Source organism: Geofilum rubicundum JCM 15548, assembly GCF_000974365.1.
GTDB lineage: Bacteria > Bacteroidota > Bacteroidia > Bacteroidales > Marinilabiliaceae > Geofilum > Geofilum rubicundum.
Genome location: NZ_BAZW01000001.1, coordinates 242,575 through 266,093 on the forward strand (window position 1 = coordinate 242,575; position 23,519 = coordinate 266,093).

At 46.1% G+C, this 23,519-nt stretch carries 23 protein-coding genes and 1 pseudogene; 8 read left to right on the forward strand and 16 right to left on the reverse strand.

Going from position 1 to position 23,519, the window contains the following annotated elements:
- The first annotated feature begins 7 nt into the window (after window positions 1-7).
- From JCM15548_RS00975 to JCM15548_RS22480, 3 genes are all read left to right on the forward strand, one after another.
- Entirely contained in the window at window positions 8-442 is a 435-nt protein-coding gene (locus JCM15548_RS00975) for a TPM domain-containing protein (protein WP_062122042.1), read from the forward strand.
- A gap of 111 nt (window positions 443-553) precedes the next feature.
- The gene (locus JCM15548_RS00980) at window positions 554-1,216 is read left to right on the forward strand and encodes a TPM domain-containing protein (RefSeq protein ID WP_227625279.1); all 663 of its coding nucleotides are present in this window, start codon (window positions 554-556) and stop codon (window positions 1,214-1,216) included.
- Window positions 1,213-1,353 (forward strand): hypothetical protein, encoded by a 141-nt coding sequence (locus JCM15548_RS22480; RefSeq protein WP_227625280.1) that lies wholly within the window; start codon window positions 1,213-1,215, stop codon window positions 1,351-1,353. Before JCM15548_RS00980 ends, JCM15548_RS22480 begins: the two co-directional genes overlap by 4 nt.
- 94 nt (window positions 1,354-1,447) lie before the next feature.
- Here the strand turns inward: JCM15548_RS22480 and JCM15548_RS00985 are convergent, their stop codons facing one another.
- From JCM15548_RS00985 to JCM15548_RS01000, 4 genes are all read right to left on the reverse strand, one after another.
- On the reverse strand, window positions 1,448-2,200 hold the full coding sequence (locus JCM15548_RS00985) for a zinc ribbon domain-containing protein (RefSeq protein ID WP_062122043.1): 753 nt from the start codon (window positions 2,198-2,200) through the stop codon (window positions 1,448-1,450).
- 80 nt (window positions 2,201-2,280) lie between these two features.
- Complete coding sequence (locus JCM15548_RS00990) at window positions 2,281-3,309, reverse strand: Nif3-like dinuclear metal center hexameric protein (protein ID WP_227625281.1); 1,029 nt, start codon at window positions 3,307-3,309, stop codon at window positions 2,281-2,283.
- Window positions 3,310-3,370: 61 nt separating this feature from the next.
- A complete protein-coding gene (locus tag JCM15548_RS00995; RefSeq protein WP_062122044.1) occupies window positions 3,371-3,706 on the reverse strand; it encodes a MerR family transcriptional regulator in 336 nt (111 codons plus the stop codon).
- A gap of 120 nt (window positions 3,707-3,826) precedes the next feature.
- A complete protein-coding gene (locus JCM15548_RS01000; RefSeq protein ID WP_062122045.1) occupies window positions 3,827-4,798 on the reverse strand; it encodes a M23 family metallopeptidase in 972 nt (323 codons plus the stop codon).
- A 278-nt stretch (window positions 4,799-5,076) separates the two neighbouring features.
- On the opposite strand from JCM15548_RS01000, the gene alaS reads away from it, so the two are divergent.
- Entirely contained in the window at window positions 5,077-7,734 is a 2,658-nt protein-coding gene (alaS, locus tag JCM15548_RS01005) for an alanine--tRNA ligase (RefSeq protein WP_227625282.1), read from the forward strand.
- A 50-nt stretch (window positions 7,735-7,784) separates the two neighbouring features.
- Here the strand turns inward: alaS and JCM15548_RS01010 are convergent, their stop codons facing one another.
- Window positions 7,785-8,879: a CapA family protein gene (locus JCM15548_RS01010; RefSeq protein ID WP_062122047.1), complete on the reverse strand. Its 1,095-nt coding sequence runs from the start codon at window positions 8,877-8,879 to the stop codon at window positions 7,785-7,787.
- Between the two features lie 161 nt (window positions 8,880-9,040).
- Here JCM15548_RS01010 and JCM15548_RS01015 point away from each other — a divergent pair, with 161 nt between their 5' ends.
- Both JCM15548_RS01015 and JCM15548_RS01020 read left to right on the forward strand, forming a co-directional pair.
- Entirely contained in the window at window positions 9,041-10,858 is a 1,818-nt protein-coding gene (locus tag JCM15548_RS01015; protein WP_062122048.1) for an AMP-dependent synthetase/ligase, read from the forward strand.
- A gap of 124 nt (window positions 10,859-10,982) precedes the next feature.
- Window positions 10,983-11,174: a cold-shock protein gene (locus tag JCM15548_RS01020; protein ID WP_062122049.1), complete on the forward strand. Its 192-nt coding sequence runs from the start codon at window positions 10,983-10,985 to the stop codon at window positions 11,172-11,174.
- Window positions 11,175-11,419: 245 nt separating this feature from the next.
- Here JCM15548_RS01020 and JCM15548_RS01025 read toward each other — a convergent pair whose 3' ends face one another.
- Genes JCM15548_RS01025 through porU form a run of 5 tightly spaced genes read right to left on the reverse strand, consistent with a single transcriptional unit; the run spans window position 11,420 to window position 17,210 of the window.
- On the reverse strand, window positions 11,420-11,749 hold the full coding sequence (locus JCM15548_RS01025; RefSeq protein ID WP_062122050.1) for a thioredoxin family protein: 330 nt from the start codon (window positions 11,747-11,749) through the stop codon (window positions 11,420-11,422).
- A 3-nt stretch (window positions 11,750-11,752) separates the two neighbouring features.
- A complete protein-coding gene (gene ispF, locus JCM15548_RS01030; RefSeq protein ID WP_062122051.1) occupies window positions 11,753-12,232 on the reverse strand; it encodes a 2-C-methyl-D-erythritol 2,4-cyclodiphosphate synthase in 480 nt (159 codons plus the stop codon).
- 35 nt (window positions 12,233-12,267) lie between these two features.
- On the reverse strand, window positions 12,268-13,251 hold the full coding sequence (gene porV, locus JCM15548_RS01035; protein ID WP_227625283.1) for a type IX secretion system outer membrane channel protein PorV: 984 nt from the start codon (window positions 13,249-13,251) through the stop codon (window positions 12,268-12,270).
- Window positions 13,215-13,415 (reverse strand): hypothetical protein, encoded by a 201-nt coding sequence (locus JCM15548_RS22485; protein ID WP_227625284.1) that lies wholly within the window; start codon window positions 13,413-13,415, stop codon window positions 13,215-13,217. Before JCM15548_RS22485 ends, porV begins: the two co-directional genes overlap by 37 nt.
- A 45-nt stretch (window positions 13,416-13,460) precedes the next feature.
- The gene (gene porU, locus JCM15548_RS01040) at window positions 13,461-17,210 is read right to left on the reverse strand and encodes a type IX secretion system sortase PorU (protein ID WP_062122052.1); all 3,750 of its coding nucleotides are present in this window, start codon (window positions 17,208-17,210) and stop codon (window positions 13,461-13,463) included.
- A 610-nt stretch (window positions 17,211-17,820) separates the two neighbouring features.
- On the opposite strand from porU, the gene gldJ reads away from it, so the two are divergent.
- Both gldJ and JCM15548_RS01050 read left to right on the forward strand, forming a co-directional pair.
- Window positions 17,821-19,302: a gliding motility lipoprotein GldJ gene (gldJ, locus tag JCM15548_RS01045; protein ID WP_062122053.1), complete on the forward strand. Its 1,482-nt coding sequence runs from the start codon at window positions 17,821-17,823 to the stop codon at window positions 19,300-19,302.
- 106 nt (window positions 19,303-19,408) lie between these two features.
- Complete coding sequence (locus JCM15548_RS01050) at window positions 19,409-20,707, forward strand: UDP-N-acetylmuramoyl-tripeptide--D-alanyl-D-alanine ligase (protein WP_157482299.1); 1,299 nt, start codon at window positions 19,409-19,411, stop codon at window positions 20,705-20,707.
- A 4-nt stretch (window positions 20,708-20,711) separates the two neighbouring features.
- Here JCM15548_RS01050 and JCM15548_RS22490 read toward each other — a convergent pair whose 3' ends face one another.
- The 6 genes and pseudogenes from JCM15548_RS22490 to JCM15548_RS01065 form a co-directional block, all read right to left on the reverse strand.
- Window positions 20,712-21,209, reverse strand: coding sequence for a glycosyltransferase family 2 protein (locus JCM15548_RS22490; protein WP_227625285.1), 498 nt, complete (start codon window positions 21,207-21,209; stop codon window positions 20,712-20,714).
- Window positions 21,206-21,439, reverse strand: coding sequence for a hypothetical protein (locus JCM15548_RS22495; protein ID WP_227625286.1), 234 nt, complete (start codon window positions 21,437-21,439; stop codon window positions 21,206-21,208). Before JCM15548_RS22495 ends, JCM15548_RS22490 begins: the two co-directional genes overlap by 4 nt.
- An 8-nt stretch (window positions 21,440-21,447) precedes the next feature.
- Window positions 21,448-21,747, reverse strand: coding sequence for a glycosyltransferase family 2 protein (locus tag JCM15548_RS22500; protein WP_227625287.1), 300 nt, complete (start codon window positions 21,745-21,747; stop codon window positions 21,448-21,450).
- A complete protein-coding gene (locus JCM15548_RS25925; protein ID WP_305047367.1) occupies window positions 21,744-21,884 on the reverse strand; it encodes an LpxL/LpxP family acyltransferase in 141 nt (46 codons plus the stop codon). The genes JCM15548_RS22500 and JCM15548_RS25925 overlap by 4 nt, the downstream gene beginning before the upstream one ends.
- Window positions 21,857-22,648: a lysophospholipid acyltransferase family protein gene (locus tag JCM15548_RS01060; protein ID WP_262486838.1), complete on the reverse strand. Its 792-nt coding sequence runs from the start codon at window positions 22,646-22,648 to the stop codon at window positions 21,857-21,859. The genes JCM15548_RS25925 and JCM15548_RS01060 overlap by 28 nt, the downstream gene beginning before the upstream one ends.
- Window positions 22,649-22,650: 2 nt before the next feature.
- Window positions 22,651-23,442 (reverse strand): annotated as a pseudogene (locus JCM15548_RS01065) (inositol monophosphatase family protein).
- Window positions 23,443-23,519 lie beyond the last annotated feature (77 nt).

Sequence of the window (23,519 nt, forward strand, 5' to 3'; positions counted from 1 at the left end):
TTTTTTTATGGCTGCTAAATTGTTTACAGAACAGGAAAAGGAAAGCATTGTCAAAGCTGTTAAAACGGCTGAATTGAATACCTCAGGCGAAATTCGTGTGCATGTGGAACGCACTTGTCCGGAAGATGTATTGGATCGGGCGGCCTTTGTCTTTGAGAAACTTAAAATGCATCAAACCGAACTCCGGAATGGCGTGTTGTTTTATTTGACGGTGGACGACCATCAAATGGCTGTTTTGGGGGATGCCGGTATCAATGCGAAGGTTCCTGAGGGTTTTTGGGATGAAATAAAGGAAACCATGCTGGGTCTTTTCAAGCAGGGGGATTTGGCCGGGGGGCTGGAGAAAGGTATTCTGATGGCCGGTGAACAGTTAAAAGCGTTTTTCCCCCATCAATCGGATGATGTGAATGAGTTGTCCGACGAGATATCATTTGGTAAATAGTTTTTGACGCTTTAGCTGCGCTCCCCGATTTTTCGGGATTAAAAGATTTTCAATTCTTGCCAAAGACTGAAGGATCAATTTTTTTCTTATTGACAAAATAAAGAAATTAAAATGATGAAAATTACAAGTGCCTTTATATTTGTTTTGTTTTGCTGGATGGAAGTGGCGGGAAATCCCTTTCCTGAGAAGCCCAATCCTCCCCGGTTGGTGAATGATTTTGCCGGGGTTTTGAATGCAGAAGCCCGGGAACAACTGGAAGCCCACTTGGTGGGTTTTGCCCGGGAGACAAGTACGCAAATTGTGATTGTAACGGTGTCTGACCTGGAGGGTTACGAGGTGGCTGACTACACGGTTCGTCTGGGACACGACTGGGGGGTTGGACAGGCGGCGGACGACAATGGTTTGGTTATATTGGTTAAGCCGCGTTACAACAATGAAAAGGGGCAAGCCTATCTGGCGCCCGGTTATGGTCTCGAAGGGGCTGTGCCGGATGCAACGGCGCGGCGTATTGTTGACAATGAAATGATCCCCCACTTTAGAAATGACGATTATTATTCGGGCTTATTGGCCGCCGTGAATGTGGTCATGGAGCTCACCCGTGGGGAGTATACGGCGGATGCATATTTGAACCGGACCGGGAGTGAGCAATCTACTTTTGGTGCCGTGTTTGTGCTTGTATTTGCGATTATTATGATTACCGTTTTTTCTAAATCAAAGCGGGCCCGGGAATCATCTATCGGACACAGCTTGCCTTTCTGGGCCATGATGGCATGATGGGCTCTGGATCCAGACGTCATAGCGGGCACTTCGGGAGTTTTTCTTCCGGAAGTGGTTCCTTTGGCGGTGGGGGTGGTTTCGGTGGATTTGGTGGTGGCGGCTTTGGTGGCGGGGGCGCCGGAGGTAGCTGGTAGCTGAATCCTGATGTCAGTGATTTAGGCAAAGCCTATAAAAAAAGCGCAGATTTCTCTGCGCTTTTTTGTTGCTGTAAAATCTTTGTTCTTCAGATTAAAGTTGATCGTCCACTAATACACGACCACAATATTCACAAACAATAATCTTCTTTCTAAGCTGAATGTCTAACTGGCGCTGAGGCGGAATTTTGTTGAAGCATCCACCACAGGCATCACGGGCTACCGTAACAACGGCCAGACCATTGCGGGCATTTTTGCGGATGCGCTTAAAGGCCGTCAAAAGGCGGTCATCAATTCGGGCTTCAATCTCTTTGATTTTGTCCTTCATGCGATCCTCTTCCGTTTGGGTTTCTGAAACGATCTCATCCAACTCGGCTTTTTTCGCGCTCAGGTCGCCCCGGCGCTCCTCGATTTGTTTTTTGGATGTTTCCATCACTTCTGACTTGCTCTTCATTTCAGCCGTGAACTCCCGGATACGCTTCTCGCAAAGTTCAATTTCCAGTGTCTGGAATTCAATTTCTTTGGTGAGGGAATCGTATTCACGATTGTTACGGACATTGGACTGCTGGGCTTCATATTTTTTTATGAGCAGGCCGGCCTCCTTAATTTCATTCTTTTTGCTGAGAATGTCGTCGTTGAGTTTCTTTATTTCTGCTTCCAGATTGGTTAAACGGGTGTCCAATCCTTCTATTTCATCTTCCAGATCCTGAACTTCCAGGGGCAATTCGCCTCTTAGCGTCCGGATCTTGTCAATTTCAGAAACTACCTTTTGCAGGTCATATAGGGCACGAAGTCTGTCTTCAACAGTTACTTCATTGGTGCTTGCTTTGGAATCCATTGTTGCCATTCTGCTATAAATATTTAATTGGATTGCTATTCACATTTGATAAACGGACTGCAAAATTAGGGAATTTTTTTGTAAGTAGCTTAAAAAAAAAGTTCTTTAGTGAATTGTTCACTCTCATAATGCCCGATATCCGCTATTATAATTTTATTTTCACCCTCAAAAAACTGATGGTACTTAAAATCCCCGGTCACAAATACGTCTGCCTGTTGCCGGATGGCCTGTTTTAACAGAAAACTGCCACTGCCACCACAAACCGCAATTTTTTGAACCTTACTTTTGGTGGTTGTTGTGTAACGCACGCATCCGGTATGGGTGTTGTTTTTTAATTGCTGTAAAAAAGGCTGCACTTCCATGGGCTGCGGTAAGTCTCCAATAACGCCAAAGCCCGCCTGGTCCCATTGGTTTTGAAGGGCAAAAAGGTCATAGGCCGGCTCCTCATATGGATGGGCGGTTTTCAGGGTCTGAATGACCTTGTTTTGAAGATGCTGGGGCAGGACGGTTTCAATGCGTACCTCTGGTTCGGTATGCATGCGGCCTTTTTGTCCGACAAAGGGACGGGTGCTTTCACCCCCCCTGAAAGTGCCTTCTCCCTGGATGTTGTAACTGCACTGATCGTAATCGCCTATCTGGCCGGCCCCTGCATTAAAGAGTGCTTCCCGTACCTGTTGGGCTTGCTGGTGTGGCACAAAAGTGACCAGTTTTATCAGAAGTTGACTTCTGGGCTCTAATATCCTTTGATTCATCAGGCCGATTTTGTCGGCTAAAACCGAGCTGACACCTCCTCTTACGCTGTCAAGGTTGGTATGAGCGGCATAGATGGCCAGGTCGTTTTTGACGGCAGCTATGAGAATTCTTTCTGCTGCTGATTGCCCGGTGAGCCTTTTAAATCCGGATAAGGTGAGCGGATGGTGTGCCATTATTAAATTGCACTGTTGGGCGATGGCTTCTTCAATAACCGCTTCCGTGACGTCCAGTGTTATCAGGATCCCTTTGATCACCATGGCAGTTTGCCCTGTTTGCAAACCGCTGTTATCATAACTTTCCTGCAGGGAAGGTGGTGCAAGGGATTCTATTTCTGAAATGATTTCATGAAGTTGAAGCGTGGCCATGTCCCTTTTATAAATGGTTGTTCTAAAAAGAATAGATCGTTAGGTCGATAGGTTATTTGGTTTACATACTCTCTTTAATCTCAACAAGTGTTTCCCTGATTTCTTTGAGCCGTTTGATCACCTCGAAATTTTCGATGGTATCTTTCCGGTTTTCCTTCAGTTTTTTTTCCGCCCCTTTTAATGTCATGCCTTTTTCCTTGACCAAATGATAGATGAGATGGAAGTTGTCGATGTCCTGTGGGGTAAAAAGCCGGTTTCCTTTTTTGTTTTTATGGGGCTTTATGATATCAAACTCCTTCTCCCAAAACCGAATGAGGGAAGTGTTCACATCAAACATTTTGGACACTTCGCCGATGGTGTAATAGAGTTTCTCTATTTTTGGCTCTTTGTATGGCATAAGGCAAACATGTTAGAAGATCGTTAATACAATTTTAGCCTTTTTTTTTGATGCACACAAATCCGGCCGTATAGCAAAGTGCCAAAAAGGTACGGAAAGATAAGAAAAAATGTTCGCAGGTTAATCAAATGTCCGGTTACTGTTGGATGATATGCGAATCATCTCTTCGTATTGTTCGGTGGTTAAATCCTGGAAGAAGTAGTGCGCGGGATCTACGGCCCGGTTTTTTATTCTGACTTCATAGTGCAGGTGAGGAGCCGTTGATTTTCCGGTGTCGCCGACATATCCGATGACATCACCCCTTTGGACTTTTTGTCCGACTTTAACATTGAAATCATGCATGTGGGCGTAAAGGGTTTCATAGCCAAACCCATGATCGATGACAACGTTTTTACCATAGCCAATGGCTGATGTCCTGACCGATTTAACAACCCCGTCGCCGGTCGCGTATATTTCTGTGCCGGTAGGCGCCGAAAAGTCGAGTCCCTCATGAAATCTCCTGGTTTTGTAAATCGGGTCAATGCGCCAACCCCAACCGGAAGCGGTGCGACGTAAATCTTTGTTGGAGACCGGTTGTATGGCCGGGATGCAGCGGAGCATTTCTTCTTTGCGCAGGGTTAAATCAATGATTTCATCAAAGGATTTGGATTGCACGTAGAGTTGCTTCATGATGCCATCCAGTTTTTTCGCGGTGTTCACCACCAGTTTGGCATTGTCGAGGTCCTCCAGATAGCGGTAACGGTTGACACCGCCAAAACCGGCTCTTCGAATGGAGTTGGGGATGGAATCCGCCTGAAAAATAACCCGGTAAACATTTTCATCGCGCTGCTGTATGTCGTCCAAAACCAGTTGTACCTGTTGCAATTTGTTGGACATGATCTCGTATTGCGAAACCAGTCGGGAATTTTCTCTTTCCAGTTTTATTTCTCTCGGGCTGTCAATCAGGTAAACGTATCCAAAAAAGAAGACAAATCCCATTAAAGCGCTGAACAAAGTATAGGTGAAAATCCGGGACAGATAAAACCGCAGACCGGTTTCAATTCTATCGTAACTAAGTGTTTCGGGATTATATCTGTATTTGACTTTTGACATACGGTAATAAATTTGACGCTAAAATAGAAAAAAATGTTATTAACATGCAAAAATCACCTGATTAATCTATTTTTGCACATCAATTTTGTGATAAAAAGAGACGGCCATAGTTAATGTGCGAATGTTTTTGCATTTTTGTTATCATCAGCCACTCGCTTTAGGTGAATGTCACTTGCATAAAGAGCAATTGTGTAAACCGATCATACACAACACATCCGTGTTGATCATTTTACGCATTTGTTGTTTGAAAGTTTCGTTCTTTTGATAAACAATAAAATTTGGATAGAGATTTATATATGACAGCTTCTGAAATTAGAAAGAGTTTTCTGGATTTTTTTGAGTCCAAACAACACCGGATTGTGGCTTCTGCTCCCATGGTGATTAAGGATGATCCTACATTGATGTTTACCAATGCAGGGATGAACCAATTTAAAGATGTGTTTTTGGGGAACGGAAAACCTTTAGCCAATCGGGTGGCCAATACCCAAAAGTGTCTTCGGGTATCGGGTAAGCACAACGATTTGGAAGAGGTGGGGCATGACTCCTATCACCATACCATGTTCGAGATGCTGGGCAACTGGTCCTTTGGCGACTACTTTAAAGAGGAAGCCATAAACTGGGCCTGGGAATACCTGGTGCATGTGCTCAAAATAGATAAAGATTGTATTTATGCCTCCATTTTTGAAGGCGATGCTGCCGATGGTGTGGCCCGTGATACGGAAGCTTATGATTTGTGGCGGACGCATTTGCCTGCCCATCGTATTATCAATGGGAATAAAAAGGATAATTTTTGGGAAATGGGGGAATCGGGGCCCTGTGGCCCTTGTTCCGAGGTGCATGTCGACTTGCGGGATGCTGCCGAAAAAGCTGCAGTGCCCGGTGAGACACTGGTGAACAAGGATCATCCGGAGGTGATTGAGATCTGGAATCTGGTTTTTATACAATACAACCGCTTAGCGGATGGTTCGCTGGTGTCGCTTCCCCATCGCCACGTGGATACCGGTATGGGGTTTGAGCGTCTTTGCCGGGTGATTCAGCAAAAGAAGTCCAATTACGACACCGATGTGTTTCAACCCATTATTCTAAAAATATCGGAGCTGACGGGCGTCAGGTATGGTGCTGCTGAATCATCAGACATTGCCATGCGGGTGGTGGCCGATCATTTTCGAACCATTGCTTTTGCTATTTGTGACGGACAGCTTCCTTCCAATAATAAGGCGGGCTATGTGATTCGACGAATTTTACGAAGAGCGGTACGGTATTCCTATACCTTTCTGGATAAGAAGGAGCCTTTTATGGGGCAATTGATGGATGCCCTGAGGAGCACCATGGATGCGGCGTTTCCGGAGCTGGCTGCACGGCAGGATTTGATTCAGAAGGTGGTGCGGGAAGAGGAGGAGTCTTTTCTTCGGACATTGGCCACCGGTATTGTTTTACTGGACAAGATCATTCAGGAAACGAAATCGGGAGAATATCAGGTGGTTGAAGGTCGTCTGGCTTTTGAATTGTATGATACTTTTGGTTTTCCGCTGGACTTAACGGAATTGATTTTGAAGGAAAACGGGCTGGTGGTGAACCGAAAAGAATTTGAGCAGGAGATGGCGGCTCAAAAAGCCCGTGCCCGGAATGCTGCAGCTGTTGAAACGGACGACTGGGTGGTTTTGCAGGAAGATGATAAGGAAGAGTTCATTGGATATGATTTCCTCGAGGCGGATGTGCAATTGGTCAAGTACCGCAAGGTCAAGGCCAAAAACAGTGAACTTTTTCAATTGGTTTTTAATGTGACCCCGTTTTATGCGGAGGGGGGTGGACAGGTGGGTGACAGCGGATATATTGAAGCCGGCAGAAAAAAATACGCCATTATTGATACCAAGCGGGAGAACAACCTGATTATTCACCTGAGTCGCCAACTCCCCGAGGATTTGGCTGCCACCTTTAAAGCGGTGGTAGATGGGGATAAAAGAAGAATGGTGGCCAGCCACCACACGGCCACTCATTTGTTGCACAAGGCATTGAGAAGTGTTTTGGGGGATCATGTGGAGCAAAAGGGTTCTTTGGTGCATCCGGATTATTTGCGATTTGACTTTTCGCATTTTCAGAAGTTGACCGATGAAGAAATTCGTGCTGTGGAACATGCGGTGAACCGGGAAATCAGAATGAATCTGCCGGTGAATGAACACCGGGAGTTGCCGATTTCCAAAGCCAAAGAGATGGGGGCCATGGCACTTTTTGGTGAAAAGTACGGGGATGTGGTCCGGGCCATACGTTTTGGTGAATCGGTGGAGCTTTGCGGCGGTACGCATGTTTTGGCTACCGGACAAATTGGACTTTTCAGAATAATTAGTGAAGCTTCCGTGGCTGCAGGCATTCGTCGGATAGAAGCCGTGGTGGCCGATAAGGCTGAAGCGCTTTTTGATGCACAAACAGATCTCCTCAAGGAGCTGGGACAAATGTTCAGGAACCAGAGCAGTTTGCGCAAAAACGTGGAAGGTTTGCTGAATGAGAACAGCGCACTGGCCAAGCAAATGGATACCTTGCGCCAAAGTGTGATGCAAATAGAAAAACGCAGTATCAGTGATGCGGCGAAAACGGTCAAGGGGGTTGTGCTTATGCAGGCGGTGGTTAAACCGTCTTTAGTCGGAAATATGAAGGATTTGGCCTTTCAGCTGCGTGGAGAGTGTGACCATGAGATGGTGGCCGTTCTGGGAGGAGATGTGGATGGCAAGGCCCAGCTTTCGGTTATTGTTTCTGATTCCCTGGCAGAGGCCGGCGTGTTGAACGCTGTGGAGATCATCAGAGCCGTATCTCCCGCCATTCAGGGTGGTGGTGGCGGTCAGAAGTTTTTTGCGACGGCCGGTGGCAAAAATCCTTCCGGTCTCCAGAAGGCGATTGATGCGGCGCTGGTTCTCATAGAGGAGGCCCTTCAGGAAAAATAGTTCATGGGGAATGCCTTGAATAAAAAAGCCGGCTCAGCCGGCTTTTTTTGTTACAATAAGGGCCATTCTTCCCTGGCTTCCGGAATGTTGGTGTTGTTTTTCATCACTTCCCTTGCCTTTAGAAGGTAGCTGTTCATGCCCTCCCAGCCATGGGGCACAAAGTCGGGAACCCCCTGCTGAGAATATATGGAGGCAGGTAGAATATAATATTTTTTCTTTCCAGCCTCTATAGGGGTGTGCACCCAGGTCAACATGTGCTCGGCTTTGGTAATGCGGGTGGTGTCAGCCGCTTTGGAAAGTTCAATACGCACCATGGCACCGCCGTCGGTATAGGCTTTGCGTTGATTGGAGACAAAATTACCCAGGGAATAAACCACCAATTGCTCTTTTCCTTCCGCATTGACCGTGAGGTGCATGGGCTGAACCACATGCGGGTGAGAGCCAATGATGATGTCGGCTCCCTGGTCAAACAGAAAGGCAGCGGTCTCTTGCTGCATGAGGTCGGGTACGGTTTGGTACTCCTTACCCCAATGAATAAATACGATGATTTTATCAGGGTTCAGTGCTTGGGCCTTATGGATGTGTTCCGTGATTTCTGACTTATTAATGTGGTTGACAAGGTTGGGCTGTTGAACACGGATGCCATTGGTGCCATAGGTATAGTTCAACAGGGCCAGACGGATCCCTTCAATATGGATGAGTTTAGGGTTGTGCAGATGGAAATCTGCACTGTCCTTGAAGGTGCCTGTGCGCACAAAATAAAGCTCTTCCAGGATGTCGATGGTACGCTCCATTCCGCGTCGGCCTTTGTCGTACGAATGGTTGTTGGCGGTCACCAATGTATTGACCCCTGCTTCTTTCAGGGCCTGGCCCAGTTCGTCCGGAGAGGTGAAGGCCGGATATCCGGCATACGGCGGGCCGGCCAGGGTGACCTCCAGATTGCCGGTCACGATATGGGCCGATCGAAAGGTGGGTTCAATATACCGGAAACAGGAACTGTAGTCATAGGAATCATCCGCTTGTCGGGCACTTTCTATTTGTGCCCCATGGCCCATAATGTCCCCAAAAAACAGCAAGGAAACGTCCTGGGGCCGCAAGTGGCCAGAACCGGCAAAGAGAATAAATATTAAGAGTACGGTACGCATATCATGGTTTTAAAGATAAGAGGTCATACGGATTTTTCCCGGTTTTGTTGTCTGTTTAAAAAATTTTGTCTTTTTTCACACGCTTTTTTATCTTTAGTGTAAATGGTAGAAAGGTGAGCAGAAGGAAGGGATAATCAGTAAATATAATATAATTTGCGCGTATGACTATTGAAAGGACTTTTGATTTGCTTGAGAATCTGAGGCAGAATCATAACAGGCCGGATGTGTTGGTGGCCAAGCGGGAGGGACAATGGATCAAATTCAGTGCAGAGGATTACAGTCGCACGGCCAAACGGTTTAGTTATGGCCTGATGTCCAAAGGATTTAAAAAAGGCGATAAGATTGCAACCATATCGAATAACCGGCCTGAATGGAACATGGTGGATATGGGCATGTCGATGTTGGGGGTGGTGCATGTGCCCATTTACCCCACTTTGGGGGAAGAAGAATTCAAATACATCCTTCAGCATTCGGATGCCCGAATGCTCCTGGTCTCGGATAAAGCACTGTATAACAAGTTAAAGCCCATTGTGGATGAACTCGAGAATTTGACGTTTATCTTCACCTTTAATTTTTATGAGGATATACCCCATTGGGGAGAAATCACCAGAATTGGTGAAAATGCCCGGGTTAAGTGCAAGGATGAATTGAAGGCCATACGCGATCAGATCAGTCCGGATGACCTGGTGTCCATTATTTATACCTCGGGAACCACCGGCATGCCCAAAGGGGTGATGCTGAGTCACCGGAACTTTATAAGCAATGTGATGGCGACATCCAGTCTTTATCCTTTGAATCCGGGCGATCGTATTTTAAGTTTTTTGCCACTTTGTCATGTTTTTGAAAGAATGGTGAATTACCTCTTTCAGTATAAAGGGTGCAGTGTTCATTACGCAGAAAGCATTGGTACGCTTTCGCAAAATATGGTAGAAATTCAGGCGAATGCTTTCGCAACGGTTCCAAGGGTTATTGAGCGTATCTATGACCGCATTGTCTCTAAGGGGGAAGATTTAACCGGACTGAAGCGCCTTATTTTCTTTCAGGCGTTGAAGTTGGGTGAAAAGTACCGGGTAAATGGGAAACATCATTTTTGGTACGGCTTTAGATTGAAATTGGCGCGTAAACTGGTCTTCTCCAAATGGCAGAAGGCCTTTGGAGGTCAACTAAGATTCGTGGTGTCCGGAGGAGCTGCATTGCAGCCTCGTTTAAGCCGCCTGTTTTTTGCTGCGGGTATTCCCTTGCTCGAAGGGTACGGCCTCACCGAAACTTCTCCTGTAATTGCCGTGAACCACTTAAGTAAGCCTGATAGCCTCTATATTGGCACAGTTGGCCCCGTATTAAACAATGTGGAAGTGAAAATTGATGAGGACGGGGAGATTTTGGTAAAAGGCCCCAATGTCATGCTGGGCTATTACAAGGCCCCCGAAGCGACAGAAGAAGTGATTGATAAGGACGGATGGTTTCATACGGGGGATATAGGCCGGTTCGTAAAAGACAAATTTCTTAAGATAACGGATCGAAAAAAGGAGATGTTTAAAACATCCAGTGGTAAATACATTGCTCCTCAAATGATTGAGAACATGCTTAAGGAGTCTTTTTTTATTGAGCAGGTGATGGTGGTGGGTGAAAATGAAAAGTTTGCCAGTGCTCTGTTACTGCCTAATTTTGAATACCTGCACGGGTGGGCCCACGACCACAGGATTCATTTTCGCGATAACCGGGAGTTAATTACGCTTCCCAAAGTGTTGAAGAAGTTTCAGAAAGAGGTAGATACTTACAACAGACAGTTGGGAAAACATGAGCAGATAAAGCGCTTTAGGCTGGTTTTTGAAGATTGGACTGCAAATACCGGTGAACTTTCACCTACATTGAAGTTGCGAAGACGTACACTTTATAAGAAATATGCCCATGTGTTAAGGGAGATTTATGCCTACTCTGAAGGCGAAGAGAACAGGGGGAAACATAAATTTGAGGAATAGAATTAAGGGGGATAGCATTGTTTTTCAGGATGTTTTTAAAGGCGGGTTATTTTTTTAAGATTTTTTATTGCTTTCTTGAAAATTATTTTACCTTTGAAGTATCTAATTATTTTATTACAAAGTTATGAACAAAGGAATCGTAAAATTTTTTAATGACACCAAAGGATTCGGTTTTATTAAAGATGAAGAATCAGGAGAAGAATACTTCGTACATGTGTCTGGTTTGGTAGACAAAATCAGAGAAAACGATGAAGTAACGTATGACCTTCAGGAAGGCAGAAAAGGTCTTAACGCGGTAAATGTTAAACTGGCTTAGTTATAATCAATTATAACTTCCGAGATTTAAAGAGCTGTTTCCAATGGAGATGGCTCTTTTTTGATGGTGTAAAAGAGTGTTTTTCTGACGAGCATAACGCCGTATTTGTCGGTTTATAACTATTTTTGATAATAAAGCGACAAAGACAAGGCTTGCGAAGTCAGAAAAGACGGAGTTTAACTTGTATAAATGAGTATTTTTCTGACGAGCATAACGCCGTATTTGTCGGTTTATTTCAAAAAATATTAGTCGAAAAAGAGGTGGTAAGGCCGCGACAAGGCTCCTTCCAATTCCTGAAGCCCGATGTTGCGACTGAAACGGTAGGTTTCTTTTCCTTCAAACCAAACAATGATGGTGGGGACCGCAAAAACCGACTGAGAGGCTGCTATTTCAGGGGCGTTTTTGGTATCGCAGTAGAGGGCTTTTATTTTGGGAAATTGGTCGGCCAGTAATGCTTCGACCTTTGGTTTCAGAACCTTGCAAACGTTGCACTGCTCGTGCGAGAAATAGGCCAGCACGGCGGCTTCCTGCCGGATGATGGCTTCAAACCTTTCCGTTGATGCTACGTTTTCCATGATTCAAACTTTGTAAATGAGTACCGTTGCGTAGGCGGATATGCCCTCTCCCGTGCCGACAAAGCCCATTTTTTCGGTGGTGGTGGCTTTAATGGATATTTGTGAGAGGTCCAGTTTCATGACCCCTGACAGGGCGGTCTGCATGTTTGGGATGAAGGGGTTTATTTTGGGCAATTGGAGGCAGATGGTGCTGTCAATGTTGCCGACTTCATAAGCATGACTGCGTAACAAGGCCATGGTTTTTTCCAAAAGGATTTTGCTGTCAATGCCTTTCAGCGAAGGGTCTGTATCGGGAAAGTGGTAGCCAATATCCCTTAAATTGGCCGCCCCCAAAAGGGCGTCGCAAATGGCATGAATCAAAACGTCCCCGTCAGAATGGCCCACAGAACCTTTTTCGAAGGGAATCTCAATACCCCCTACCCATAAACGGTAACCAGAAGCGAGTTGGTGGACATCATAGCCCATGCCAACCCGCCAATTCATATCTTTTGTCATTCAATACAATCAATAAAGGATAATTAATCCAGGTCAATGCCTAAGGTGAAGCGAATGGTATTGGCCAGTGGATTGTTTTGGACCACCGGAATGATGTAAGAAGCATCCAGCGTCATCATGTTGAATTTTAATCCCAGACCGGCTGTGAAATGCTTTCGGTTACCTTTGTTTTCATGTTCATGAAAATACCCGGCCCTTAACGCAAATTGACCATCGTACCAGTATTCGGCTCCCAATGCATAGCTGATTTCCTGCAGCTCTTCTTCCATGCCCCCCGGGGCATCTGAAAAAGAACGGAACATGGCTTTGGTCACCGACATGTCCTGATATTCTCTGGCATAATCATCGGCTGTGCCATCTTCCGGTGAAAATCCGGGTGTTGGTACCAGCAGTTTGTTCAAGTCCAGATTGAAACTGACTTTGTTATAGGCGTCCAGTTCTGAGTCGAGCGAAACGCCCAGACGCATATTGGTGGGGATGAACTGGTTGTTGACACCATCGTAGGATATCTTGTTACCTATATTGGAAACATTGATACCAGCAGCCAGCTGCGAGCTTTCTCCCATGATATTGGTGGGTGTGCGAAAATAAAAGGCCAAATCGGCGGCAAAGGAATTCCCGGGATTCATATCTTCCTGCATGGTATTAAGGTCCGAACGAATGTACCGGAAGGCCACGGAGCCGGAAAACCGTTCGGAAAGCAAACGGCTGTAGGCCAAATCTAAGGCGAATTCATTGGGCTTAACCTGAAAGCCAGTCTCTTCGGCAGTCGTTCGGTAGGTAATTTCACCCAAGGTGAAATAGCGAACAGAGGCGCTCAACACCTGCATCTCATCCAAACGCATAAAACCGGTGAGGTAATACATATTGATATCGTTCACCAATTTACGCAGCCAGGGGGTGTAGGACATGGAGGCGCCCATGTCGTATTCGATGAAGGCAAATTTGGCCGGGTTCCAGTGCTGAGAATTCATGTCGGGAGTAGAAGCCACACCGGCATTACCCATGGCACCCGCCTTGAATCGGGTGTTATGCCTATGAAAGGCACCGCTGTGTTGATAATATTGACCTGTCCGCTCAATTCTGAATAATCCACCTGACCGAAACTGCCTGTTGAAAAAGTTAGGAATAGAATCATTATCGCAGAGAACTGCTTCAAAAATAACTTCATGAGTTTTTTATTAGTTGGTGATACAATCGTTTTATTGTTTCTGTTTTAAGGTCTTACCATTATTTTTTGAACCATCTGTGTTTCTTTGCCATTGTTGGCTTTGATCTGGAAACGAATGAAATAGATGCCGGATGATCCTATGCCAAGGCTTTGCAAAGATAAGGGAATCGGTTGAACAAAATTACCTTCGGCCACTGTTTCCATTTTTTGTTGGCCCAGCGTGGCCCCGCCCGAAGAAATGGCTTCAGCTACGATGGATAAAGCCACTGCGGGATCATCCGTTTGAAAAGAGAAGTAGCCGGTTGAGTTGCCGGTAATGGGATTGGGATACCATTTGAAGTCGCGAATGGACAAATCGGTCCCCGTGCCCACTACGAAATGTGAAAACTCGGTAGAGGAGTTGTTGAAGGTGTCCCATGCTTTTACGGTAATATCGTATCGGCCCGGTTCCAGCTGCGGCATTTGAAAAATGACCATGCCTTCCCTGAAATCATCGGGCTTGGCCTCGAAGTATTCATTCAAAACGATGGGGTTGTTTGTGTTGTCATTGATAATAAGGGTGATGTCGTGTCCAATACCATTGCCAGAGGTGTTGATGCCGGATTCGTCAAAAATGGACGCGTACAATAAGGGTCTTGCGCCTGTTAAATCTCCGGCCTTAAAATCGGGATGATTGAGGTAGAGATTTATTTCGGGACCTTGTGTGTCTTCCGTCGCATTCATATCAAATCCCCCTACAATGAAATCTTTAAAGGACCCGAAGGCTTCACCTGACGATTCGGAACGGGCGTAGTAGCTGATTTTTCCGGGGGCATAGTTGTACCGGATGTCATAGGGTACCATGAATTCCAGTTCAAACGCTCCATTACTAACCGTAGCGGTACCCTTAAAAAGAATGTTGGCGTATTGGCTGTACTGGAAGGGGGTGGCAGTGGCATTTCCCAGAGTGGATAGTTCCAGTAATTTATCGTATACCACCACGTCTATCTCGCCATTAAAGGTGTCCATTTTTAAGCCATTGTTGTCAATGATCTCTCCCTGAATGTGAGGTTTGGAGAGCGCCCTGAGGGTATCGGATTCTTGTTCCACCGGCTTGTGGTTGATGGCAGTGGTTTTTACGCCGGCGTGGGGGTAAATCATTTTAAGCGCAGGGTCACCCAACAGAGAGAAGTTGAGTTTGTTCACACTGCTTCCGGCGTTGTTTTTGGTGTTCATGATGATGTTTCCAAGGGAGGATCTTTCTCCCTGCTCGTTGGTTTCAAAAACCCGGTTGAAGAAGGAATTGTTAAGCTGGAAGTTGAGACTTGAATACACCACCCTTGTCGTTGTCAACAAGGCGATGCCTCCTCCTTTACTATTTAGAAAGAGCTTTTCTCCGGCGGATACCTCTACGGGGTGGTCATACCTGCTAAATTCACAGGTCGCAGTGACAAACAGGGGGAGCTTCCGGTTGTTGGTCCAGTTGCTTACCGAGGTGGCTGTAATGACTTGCTCAGCTGTTAAGCTGTTGGTGCTTCCATGCCCCACATAATTAAACAGCAAGGTGCCTTCACTGACGGTTCGCTCGACCAGGTCTTCTGCCTCCGGTGAGCGATCTCCCGAAGTGCTGCTGGTTTTAGGATAACTGTCTAGGTAGATTTTCCGGGTGTTAAAGGGGTAATTGGTTTCTACCTTCTCGGCCAAAAAATCCGCATCCCTCATGTGGATGTTGTAGTCGCCATCATCGGCCAGAAATGTAATTAATTTCCGCCAGTCTCCCGTATCCTGGTTTTCCAGGTAGCGGCGCACTTTTTCGACAGCAACGGTGGCCTGTTCCTTATTTCTGACGGGGAAACGACCTATGCCAATATCCAGACGGTCATATCTGTCATCAGCTCCCTCCGATGCATCCAGAAAGCCAAAATAGTCGTCCGTCACATAACTGTTGGTAACATGGATGGAGTTTTCTGATTGGTAGGTGATGATAAGTGATTTTCTCCTGGGATCTTCGGTCCGTGAATCGTAGGATCCATGGCCAAACAATAACAGATAGCGCGGGATTTGGTCACTGTTGGTCCCGTTTTTTTCGTAGAGCATGCGCATGAAAGATCGAATGGCGGTCGGGTCGGTATGTCCCCATGAAAACTCGTTGTAGATCTGCTCCGGCGATACAATGACGCTGTTGAGGTTGTTGTGCGTTTGGTGAAGACCGGCCAGTTCCTGAGCCTGGGGCCAGAATTCTTCGGGGGCTACAATGACATAGTGGGCCTGGTCGATGGCATGAAGGTTTTGATTGGTGAGTGTTTCGACCCTGCTGGGAACCGGGAAGGATCCCTCCGGATTAAAGGCCACATATTCTCGTATTTCCTGCGTTTTTGCTTTAAATGTAAGGGCATTGTTTGCATAGTTGACCTGTGCCCTTTTGGGGTTTGTCAGATTGGTGACGTCCCATACCACTGTTGTTTCTTTTGCGTTGGCAAGAGTGAATTGGGTGATTTGATCGGCACCAACCGATCGTGAATCCCGAAAATGAAGTTCATGACCGCTCAATTTCAGGGAGTTTCTGCTGTTAATGGTCAGGTAGTCGAGCCAGCCTTTGGAATTGGAGTCCTGATCCATATAGCGCACTTTTATTTCCAGATCGTTGCCGTCCATTAAAAAGCTGCTGTATCCCGATTGCTCCTGGGCATAAAAACTTTCGTAGCTGCCCATATTCACGGGTGGAACATTCAGGGTCAGGGAGGGGGAACTTTGGTTATTGACCAGAAACCGGAAAGTATTGACAGTGGCAGATCTGCCAGCAACTGCGGCAAATAGGCTAACAGGGGATGATTGATCTCGGTCGGGCGACGGAAACGAAAAGGTATGTTCTGGAGTGCCGGACTGAAAAGATTCGCCGAACCATTTTCTTCCGGATTTGATCAGGTTTTCCTTCTCGTTTTCATGGTAAGCCCGGAAATCATATTGGTAGACGTTTTGGGTAGCTTCCTGAGTGACGGTTTCCAATGGCTCAATGTTATTTGTTGAGCCCTGTGAGTCGGTTATAAAATAATAGGCCTGATTGGACCATATATGGATTTGGTGTAAAAACAGGGACTTGTCCGCATTCCAGTGCCAGGAGGCGGGACCGTGACCATAGAAGTAAACGGCGTTGTTGTGGTGCCAGACGCCTACCTGCGGAAGGTCGTCGTGCCTGGATGCAGCATTCTCTCTCGGAACCATTTGGCCACCATACCCGAAAACGGAAACATTGGATGGCTGACTGAAACCCCATGATTGTAAGGTTGAATAGGGGATTTTATAAATGCCTGTTTGGGAGATGGCTATTTTTGTCCACTGACCCGAAGAGAGGACGGATTGATCGGTATAGTTGGCACTGCTGGTTGATTTTTTTGGGTTGGTCTGGTAACTGACCTTTAAACTGACCTCCTTTATTCTTTCGCTTACACCCTCCTTTTTTCTTATCGGACTTAATGCGATTTCCAGAATGTTGCGTTTTTGTATGACGGTCAATGCATGTGAAAGGATGGGTTGAGAACTTATTCTTTCATCAGATTGAAAAAGCGGATACGCCTCCCAGGTCGCCTCCTCAATGGCCACTTCTATGCTGCCTGGTATAACATTGGCTGGCAAAGGGGTGCTGAAAAGATGCACGGGAAGTCCGTTTTTCCAATACCCTTCACCTTCGAAAGGCAGCATGGTCGAAGATTCCTTTTCAGTCCAACGGATGGAATGGGTCACACGGACGGAATCTTTTTGGGCATGAACCGCATTCAAGCAGAAAAGAATTACAATAAGGGCATATAATTTACGCATCAATCTACACTTTAAGTTCTTTCTATTAAACGGAAAAACGGGGCTCCGGTTTTGATTTGTCGATGAAAACTTTTCCCCATTTTGCCAAACGGGGGATGAACCATTGATTCAGCCACAAATTTAATGCAAATTATTTATCTGACGGTCCTTTGTTTCATTTGGCTGATTTTTCAAAGCCGCCTTTAATGATATTTTATTTTTAAACGCAGGTAAGAAAGAAAAATTGTTAGACCATTCGTTAATGACTGGTTAATGGGTGCCGAACCATACATACAATGGGAATGTTTATTTCTGAAAGTTGAGTGACCTGTTTTTATTGGATTGGAAATAAGCAGTTTAATAAATTGGCGGAGCATTATTAAAAAAAACGATCCATTCATGTACCAAAAATAAAATCATTGCGTTTAAACAAGCAGTGATGGGCAATTTTGTGTGGTCGTTCGACAGCTATTTATTATTCACAAAAAAAGTGAGTAGAAAGGAGAAATTGCTATAACCTTTTTTTATTTTTGCAGTATAAAGCAAAAGACTGAGGGTTGAACCAGCAGTCAAAATATCAGTTTATTCGTTTAGTTTTAACCGAGCAATTCAGAATTCAAGAACATAAGCTATGAGATTTAAATCCAGTTTGTTACTAATCACTTTGGCAGCAGCAATGGTGCTGGGTTCTTGTGGAAACAGCAAGAAGAGTGTTTCTTCCACTACCGGATGGGCTTACAACAGTCCCGATCACGGTGGTTTTGAGTACCGCGCAGGATACGAACAGGAAACCGGACCTGGTCTGGTTTTTATCGAGGGTGGTACTTTCATTATGGGACAGGTTGAAGAAGATGTCATGCGTGAATGGAACAATGTGCCCCGACGTGTGACGGTGCCTTCCTTTTACATGGATGAAAGTGAAGTCCGCAACGTGGACTACCGCGAATACCTTTATTGGATCAACCGGGTTTTTGCCGATTATCCGGAGGTTTATCGTAAAGCCTTGCCAGACACTTTAGTATGGCGTCGTCCAATGGCCTACAATGAGCCTTTGGTGGAGAATTATTTTCGTCACCCTGCCTACAGTGAATATCCTGTAGTTGGCGTTAATTGGTTGCAGGCCAATGATTTCTGTTCCTGGCGTACCGACCGCGTGAATGAGTTAATTCTTGTGGACGCCGGCGTTTTGGAATTGGATGTGAACCAGCAAAATGAAAATAATTTTGATACCGAAGCCTACCTCTTAGGGCAGTATGATGGTATAGAGGGGCGTCGTCCGATGCGTGATTTGGATCCCAATAAAGACACCCGTCGGGTGAGGGCTGATGATGGCATGCTTTTGCCACGTTACCGACTGCCGACTGAAGCCGAGTGGGAATATGCAGCCCTGGGCCTGGTTGGGAACTCTTATGAGGAACGTTTGACCAACCGTCGTATTTATCCATGGGACGGACATATTGTTCGAAATGCCAGTAAAGATGAACGGGGTAATATGATGGCCAACTTCGTACGCGGATCAGGTGATTATATGGGTATGGCCGGGTCTTTAAACGATGGCGGCGATGTAACGGTGCCGGTTAAGTCATACTATCCCAATGATTATGGCTTGTATTGCATGGCCGGGAACGTTAATGAGTGGGTAGCCGATGTTTACCGTCCCCTTTCGTTTGCTGACACAGAGGAGTTTAGTCCTTTCCGTGGGAATGTTTTTGAGACCAAAGTCCTGGATGAAGAGGGAATGGTTGTAGACAAAGATGAGTTTGGAGAAATTCGCTACCGCGAAGAGACAGATGAGGATATTTTAGACAGACCCAATTATCGGTCAGCCGATAATCGTAATTTCAGAGATGGCGATGCTGTATCCAATATTGCTTCTGGTGAAGGATGGACAGAAGCTGATACCAATACAGGAACCATGTACGCAGGAAGCACCGGTCCCATGGGCAGCTTGATTTCAGACCGTTCAAGGGTATATAAAGGTGGCGGTTGGAGAGACAGAGCCTTTTGGTTGAGTCCCGGAAACCGTCGTTACCTGGATGAGCGCGAAGCGCGTGATGATTTAGGTTTCAGATGTGCGATGACACGTGTAGGTCCTCCTCAGGCTGCAAGATAATGTGGGAACGAGAGTAAAAATTTAAAAAAAGCCGGTTGTAAACCGGCTTTTTTTATGCATTTTTGTGTGTGGCAGGACCAATGAGGAAAAAGTAATATTGAGTGTGATGGAACAAATATATCAGCAGTACTTATTGAGTAGAAAGGTGACCACCGACAGTCGCAACTGTCCCCCGGGGTCCATTTATTTTTCTTTAAAAGGGGAGCGCTTTGATGGCAATGAGTTTGCCCTTGAAGCACTTTCTAAAGGTTGTGAAATGGCTGTTGTGGATGATGTTCGCCTGAAAAATGAAAAGGGATGTATTTGGGTGTCTGATGCTCTGGAGGCTTTGCAGTCCCTGGCACGTCACCACCGGCAAGCCTCAGGCGTTAAGGTGATTGGTATAACAGGGTCCAACGGAAAGACAACCACCAAAGAGTTGATGGCACAGGTTTTATCCAGGAAGTATAAAGTTTGGTTTACTCAGGGGAATTTAAATAACCACATCGGTGTGCCTTTAACCCTTTTGTCAATGCCTGAAGCCACTGAAATGGTCGTTTTGGAAATGGGGGCGAATCATCAGGGTGAAATTGCCCGCTTATGTGAAATCGGTCGCCCCGATTTCGGGTTAATTACCAATGTGGGAAAAGCACACATCGAGGGGTTTGGCTCTTTTGAAGGGATTAAAATCGGAAAGGGGGAGTTGTATCGCTTTCTTAAGCGGGAGGGGCGACCTGTGTTTATTAACCGGGAGAATGCCCATCTTAAGGAGATGCTGGGGACCGGGTTTGAGGATGCTTTTCAATATGGAACCGGGGATGCCTGTGATGTAAAGGGGAGTGGTGCGCGTGTCAACCCTTTTCTGAGTTTTTTTTGGCAAAGAAAGGGAGTCAGCGAACCCTTTGAACAACAGACGCAGTTAACGGGTATATATAATTTGGAAAATGCGCTGGCAGCTATTGCAGTGGGCATATTCTTCGGCGTTTCTGACGCGGATATTCATGCGGCTATTGCCGCTTATCAGCCGGCCAACCAGCGTTCTCAAGTGGTTAAAACCGGGACGAATAAGATCATTATGGATGCCTACAATGCCAATCCTTCCAGCATGGCGGTGGCTCTGGAGAATTTCAGATCGATTCCGGCCGAAAAACGGGTGGTCGTTTTAGGTGGAATGAAGGAGTTGGGAATAGAAAGTTCGGCGGAGCATCAAATATTGATGGATCAACTTAAAGCAATGGCTCCGGATCTTGCTTTTTTAGTGGGGCCTGAGTTTAAAGAGTTGGTTCCGAAGACAAAGGGGTATTTTTGGTTTGAGTCCGGTGAAGCGCTCATTCGTCATTTAACATCCCATCCGGTAGAGAATGCCCTGGTTCTGGTAAAAGGAAGTCGGGCCAATCAACTTGAAAAGGCTTTGTCTGTTTTGTAAGAGGTTACACAGTTCGTCGTGGATTAAAGCGGAGCTGTGAAAACCGGGTTTTTCCTTTGGCAAAGAAATCCCACACGACTGATCCTTGATAGGTTTCAGGGTGTTCTTTTTGAACCACCAAGGGCATTAATCGTTTTCGTTTCAGATAGTATCTTCTTAATTGGAGGAAAAACTGTCTGTGGGCGCGTGAAACGGCCAGGGCGTTTTTCCATTCTTTATTTGCTGCAAAGTTGAGCAGGGCCAGAAAGTCGAGCAGAAAACGAAAGGCAATGGTTAAATAAGCCCCATGGCCTGGCTGGTTTTTCAGGATGAGAAACAGATTGTTTCTGAAGTTCAGATAAGTTTTATGGGGGTTTTGATAACTCAGGGTGCCTCCGCCCATGTGAAATATTTGACTTTCCGGCACATAGAGAATTTGGTGCCCCTGGTTTTTGACCCGCCAGCACCAATCGATTTCTTCCATATGGGCAAAAAAATCGGTGTCGAGTCCGCCGGATGTCACAAACAAACGGGTTCTGACGACCAAAGCAGCCCCGCTGCCCCAGAAAATGGAACCGGGTTGGTGATATTGCCCGCTGTCTTCTTCGGCCTGACTGAACAGGCGCCCTCTGCAAAAAGGGTATCCAAATTGATCAATGAAGCCTCCGGCAGCGCTGCATATTCAAAAAAGTCGGGTTGACTGTAATCTTTGATGGTTGGTACACAGGCAGCCGCCTGTGGGTTTTGTTCCATGGCGGCTATCAGGGGAGGCAACCAATTGGGGCAGGGGCAGCATCTGAGTTGAGTAATACGGACAAGTCGCTATTAATTAAAGATAAAGCCTTATTGTATCCACCGGCAAAACCCAGGTTTTGGCCCAATTCAATGACCCGGACTTCCGGATGGTTGGCTTTTATCCATGCCACGGAATGGTCAGTAGAGCCATTGTCGGCCACAACCACCTGAACGTCCGGACCCTCTGAGTTTTTTACCACTATGGGTAAGAATTGTTGAATGAGGGCACAGGTGTTCCAGTTGAGAATAACGACCGATATCTTCATTGGGGATTGTTTTTGTATAGATGTTGGTATTTCCACCTTTTGTGTGACCAAAGCCAGTACTCCGGTTGCTCAATGATTTGCTGTTCCAGCAGCCGGACCTGCCACTCGGTTATGGCAAATTCCGGAGCGGTTGCCACGTCGCTTCATAGGGGATGAAGGTGATTTGGTAGTGGCCCCTTTTGCGTTTTTCCATTTTCCAGTAAACGATTTTGGCTTTGGCCAGTTTGGCCATTTTTTCAGGTCCCAGAATGATGGGGGTGTTTTGATTTAAGAAGGTGGTCCAATAGTGCAATTCATGCTTGGACGGACTTTGGTCGGAGATGAGTCCCAGAATAAATCGTTGTTGACGGCGTTTGTATTGGATGATTTCCCTTGCTGTGGCTTTTAAGGGGATGTTTCGGGATCCGAAAATCCCTCTCAGTCTAAGCATGAAGCGATCGAAATACACATTTTTTAGCGGCCGGTAAACGGATAGTCCTGCGGCATCCAGGGAAAGACTGGTAACCGGTATCCATTCCCAATTGCCATAATGGCCCAACACGGCAACAATATCGTGCCCTTCTTTCAGGAGGGATTGGAGTATTTCCAGATTGACCAGTTTTACACGCTTTTTAATCTTTTGGGCTGAGACGTGTTGCAGGACCAGAGTTTCCACAAAGAGGTCGCAAAAATGCCGATAAAAGCGCAGACGTATTTTCTGTATGTCCTTGTCGCTTTTTTCCGGAAAGGAATTTTTCAGATTGCCGGTGATGACTTTTCGCCGGTAGCCGATGGCTGCCACAATGAGGAAAAATAGATCGGATACGCCATAGAGCAACCATAAAGGCAACCATCCCACTAACCATAAAAAGGGATAGCCCATATAAAAGCCGATGGCATTACGGAGGGAGGATTTGGCCATGGCTATTTTAAAAACTTACTGACCTTGGTAAGGAATTCATCAAAAACCAGGCTGTTGGACGCAATGATTTCCCGACCATACAGGTAGTTGTTGCCTCCGTGAAAATCGCTGATTTTTCCGCCTGCTTCCTGAATTATCAAAGCCCCGGCTGCCACATCCCAGGGTTTCAGGTCATATTCATAAAAAGCATCCATCGCCCACACGCGACATAAGCCAGATCAGCAGCTGCAGAGCCTAATCGGCGCATGCCGTGACTGTTTTCATGAAAAATGGAGCGACTCAATAAACTGATCCATTAAACTGAAATTGGTATAGGGAAACCCGGTGGCAATGAGGCTGTCGGCAATGGCAGGCCGGTTCGATACAGCGATTTTCTCCTGATTGAGAAAGGCCCCTCCGTTTTTCCAGGCGTAAAAGCATTCATCCAGACCGGCTTCATAAACCACACCTACGACCATCTCTTCATTTTCCATCAGGGCTATGCTAATGCACCAGGGATATAGTCCGTGAATAAAATTGGTGGTGCCATCAATCGGGTCGATGATCCAGTTGTGCGTGGCGCCCTTTTTATCGGAGGTGTTTTCTTCAGCAATAAAGCCCGAATCGGGCAGTAGTTGCGACAAAGCAGTAATTAGCCTGGCTTCTGTGTCTTTGTCAAATTGGGTGACAAAATCGTTTTTGCCCTTGCTCTCCGCTTCAGGCGTTTGTTGGTTGCGAAGTGCTTTTAGGTTTCTGCCGGTTTCCTGGCTCAATTCCGCGACTTTAAGGCAGATGTCTTTATAATCCATACTCATTTTGAACTTGTTTTTTGGCCATGATAGAAACACAAATATAGGAAAAAGGAATCAATGGGGGAGGAAGAAACAGGGCC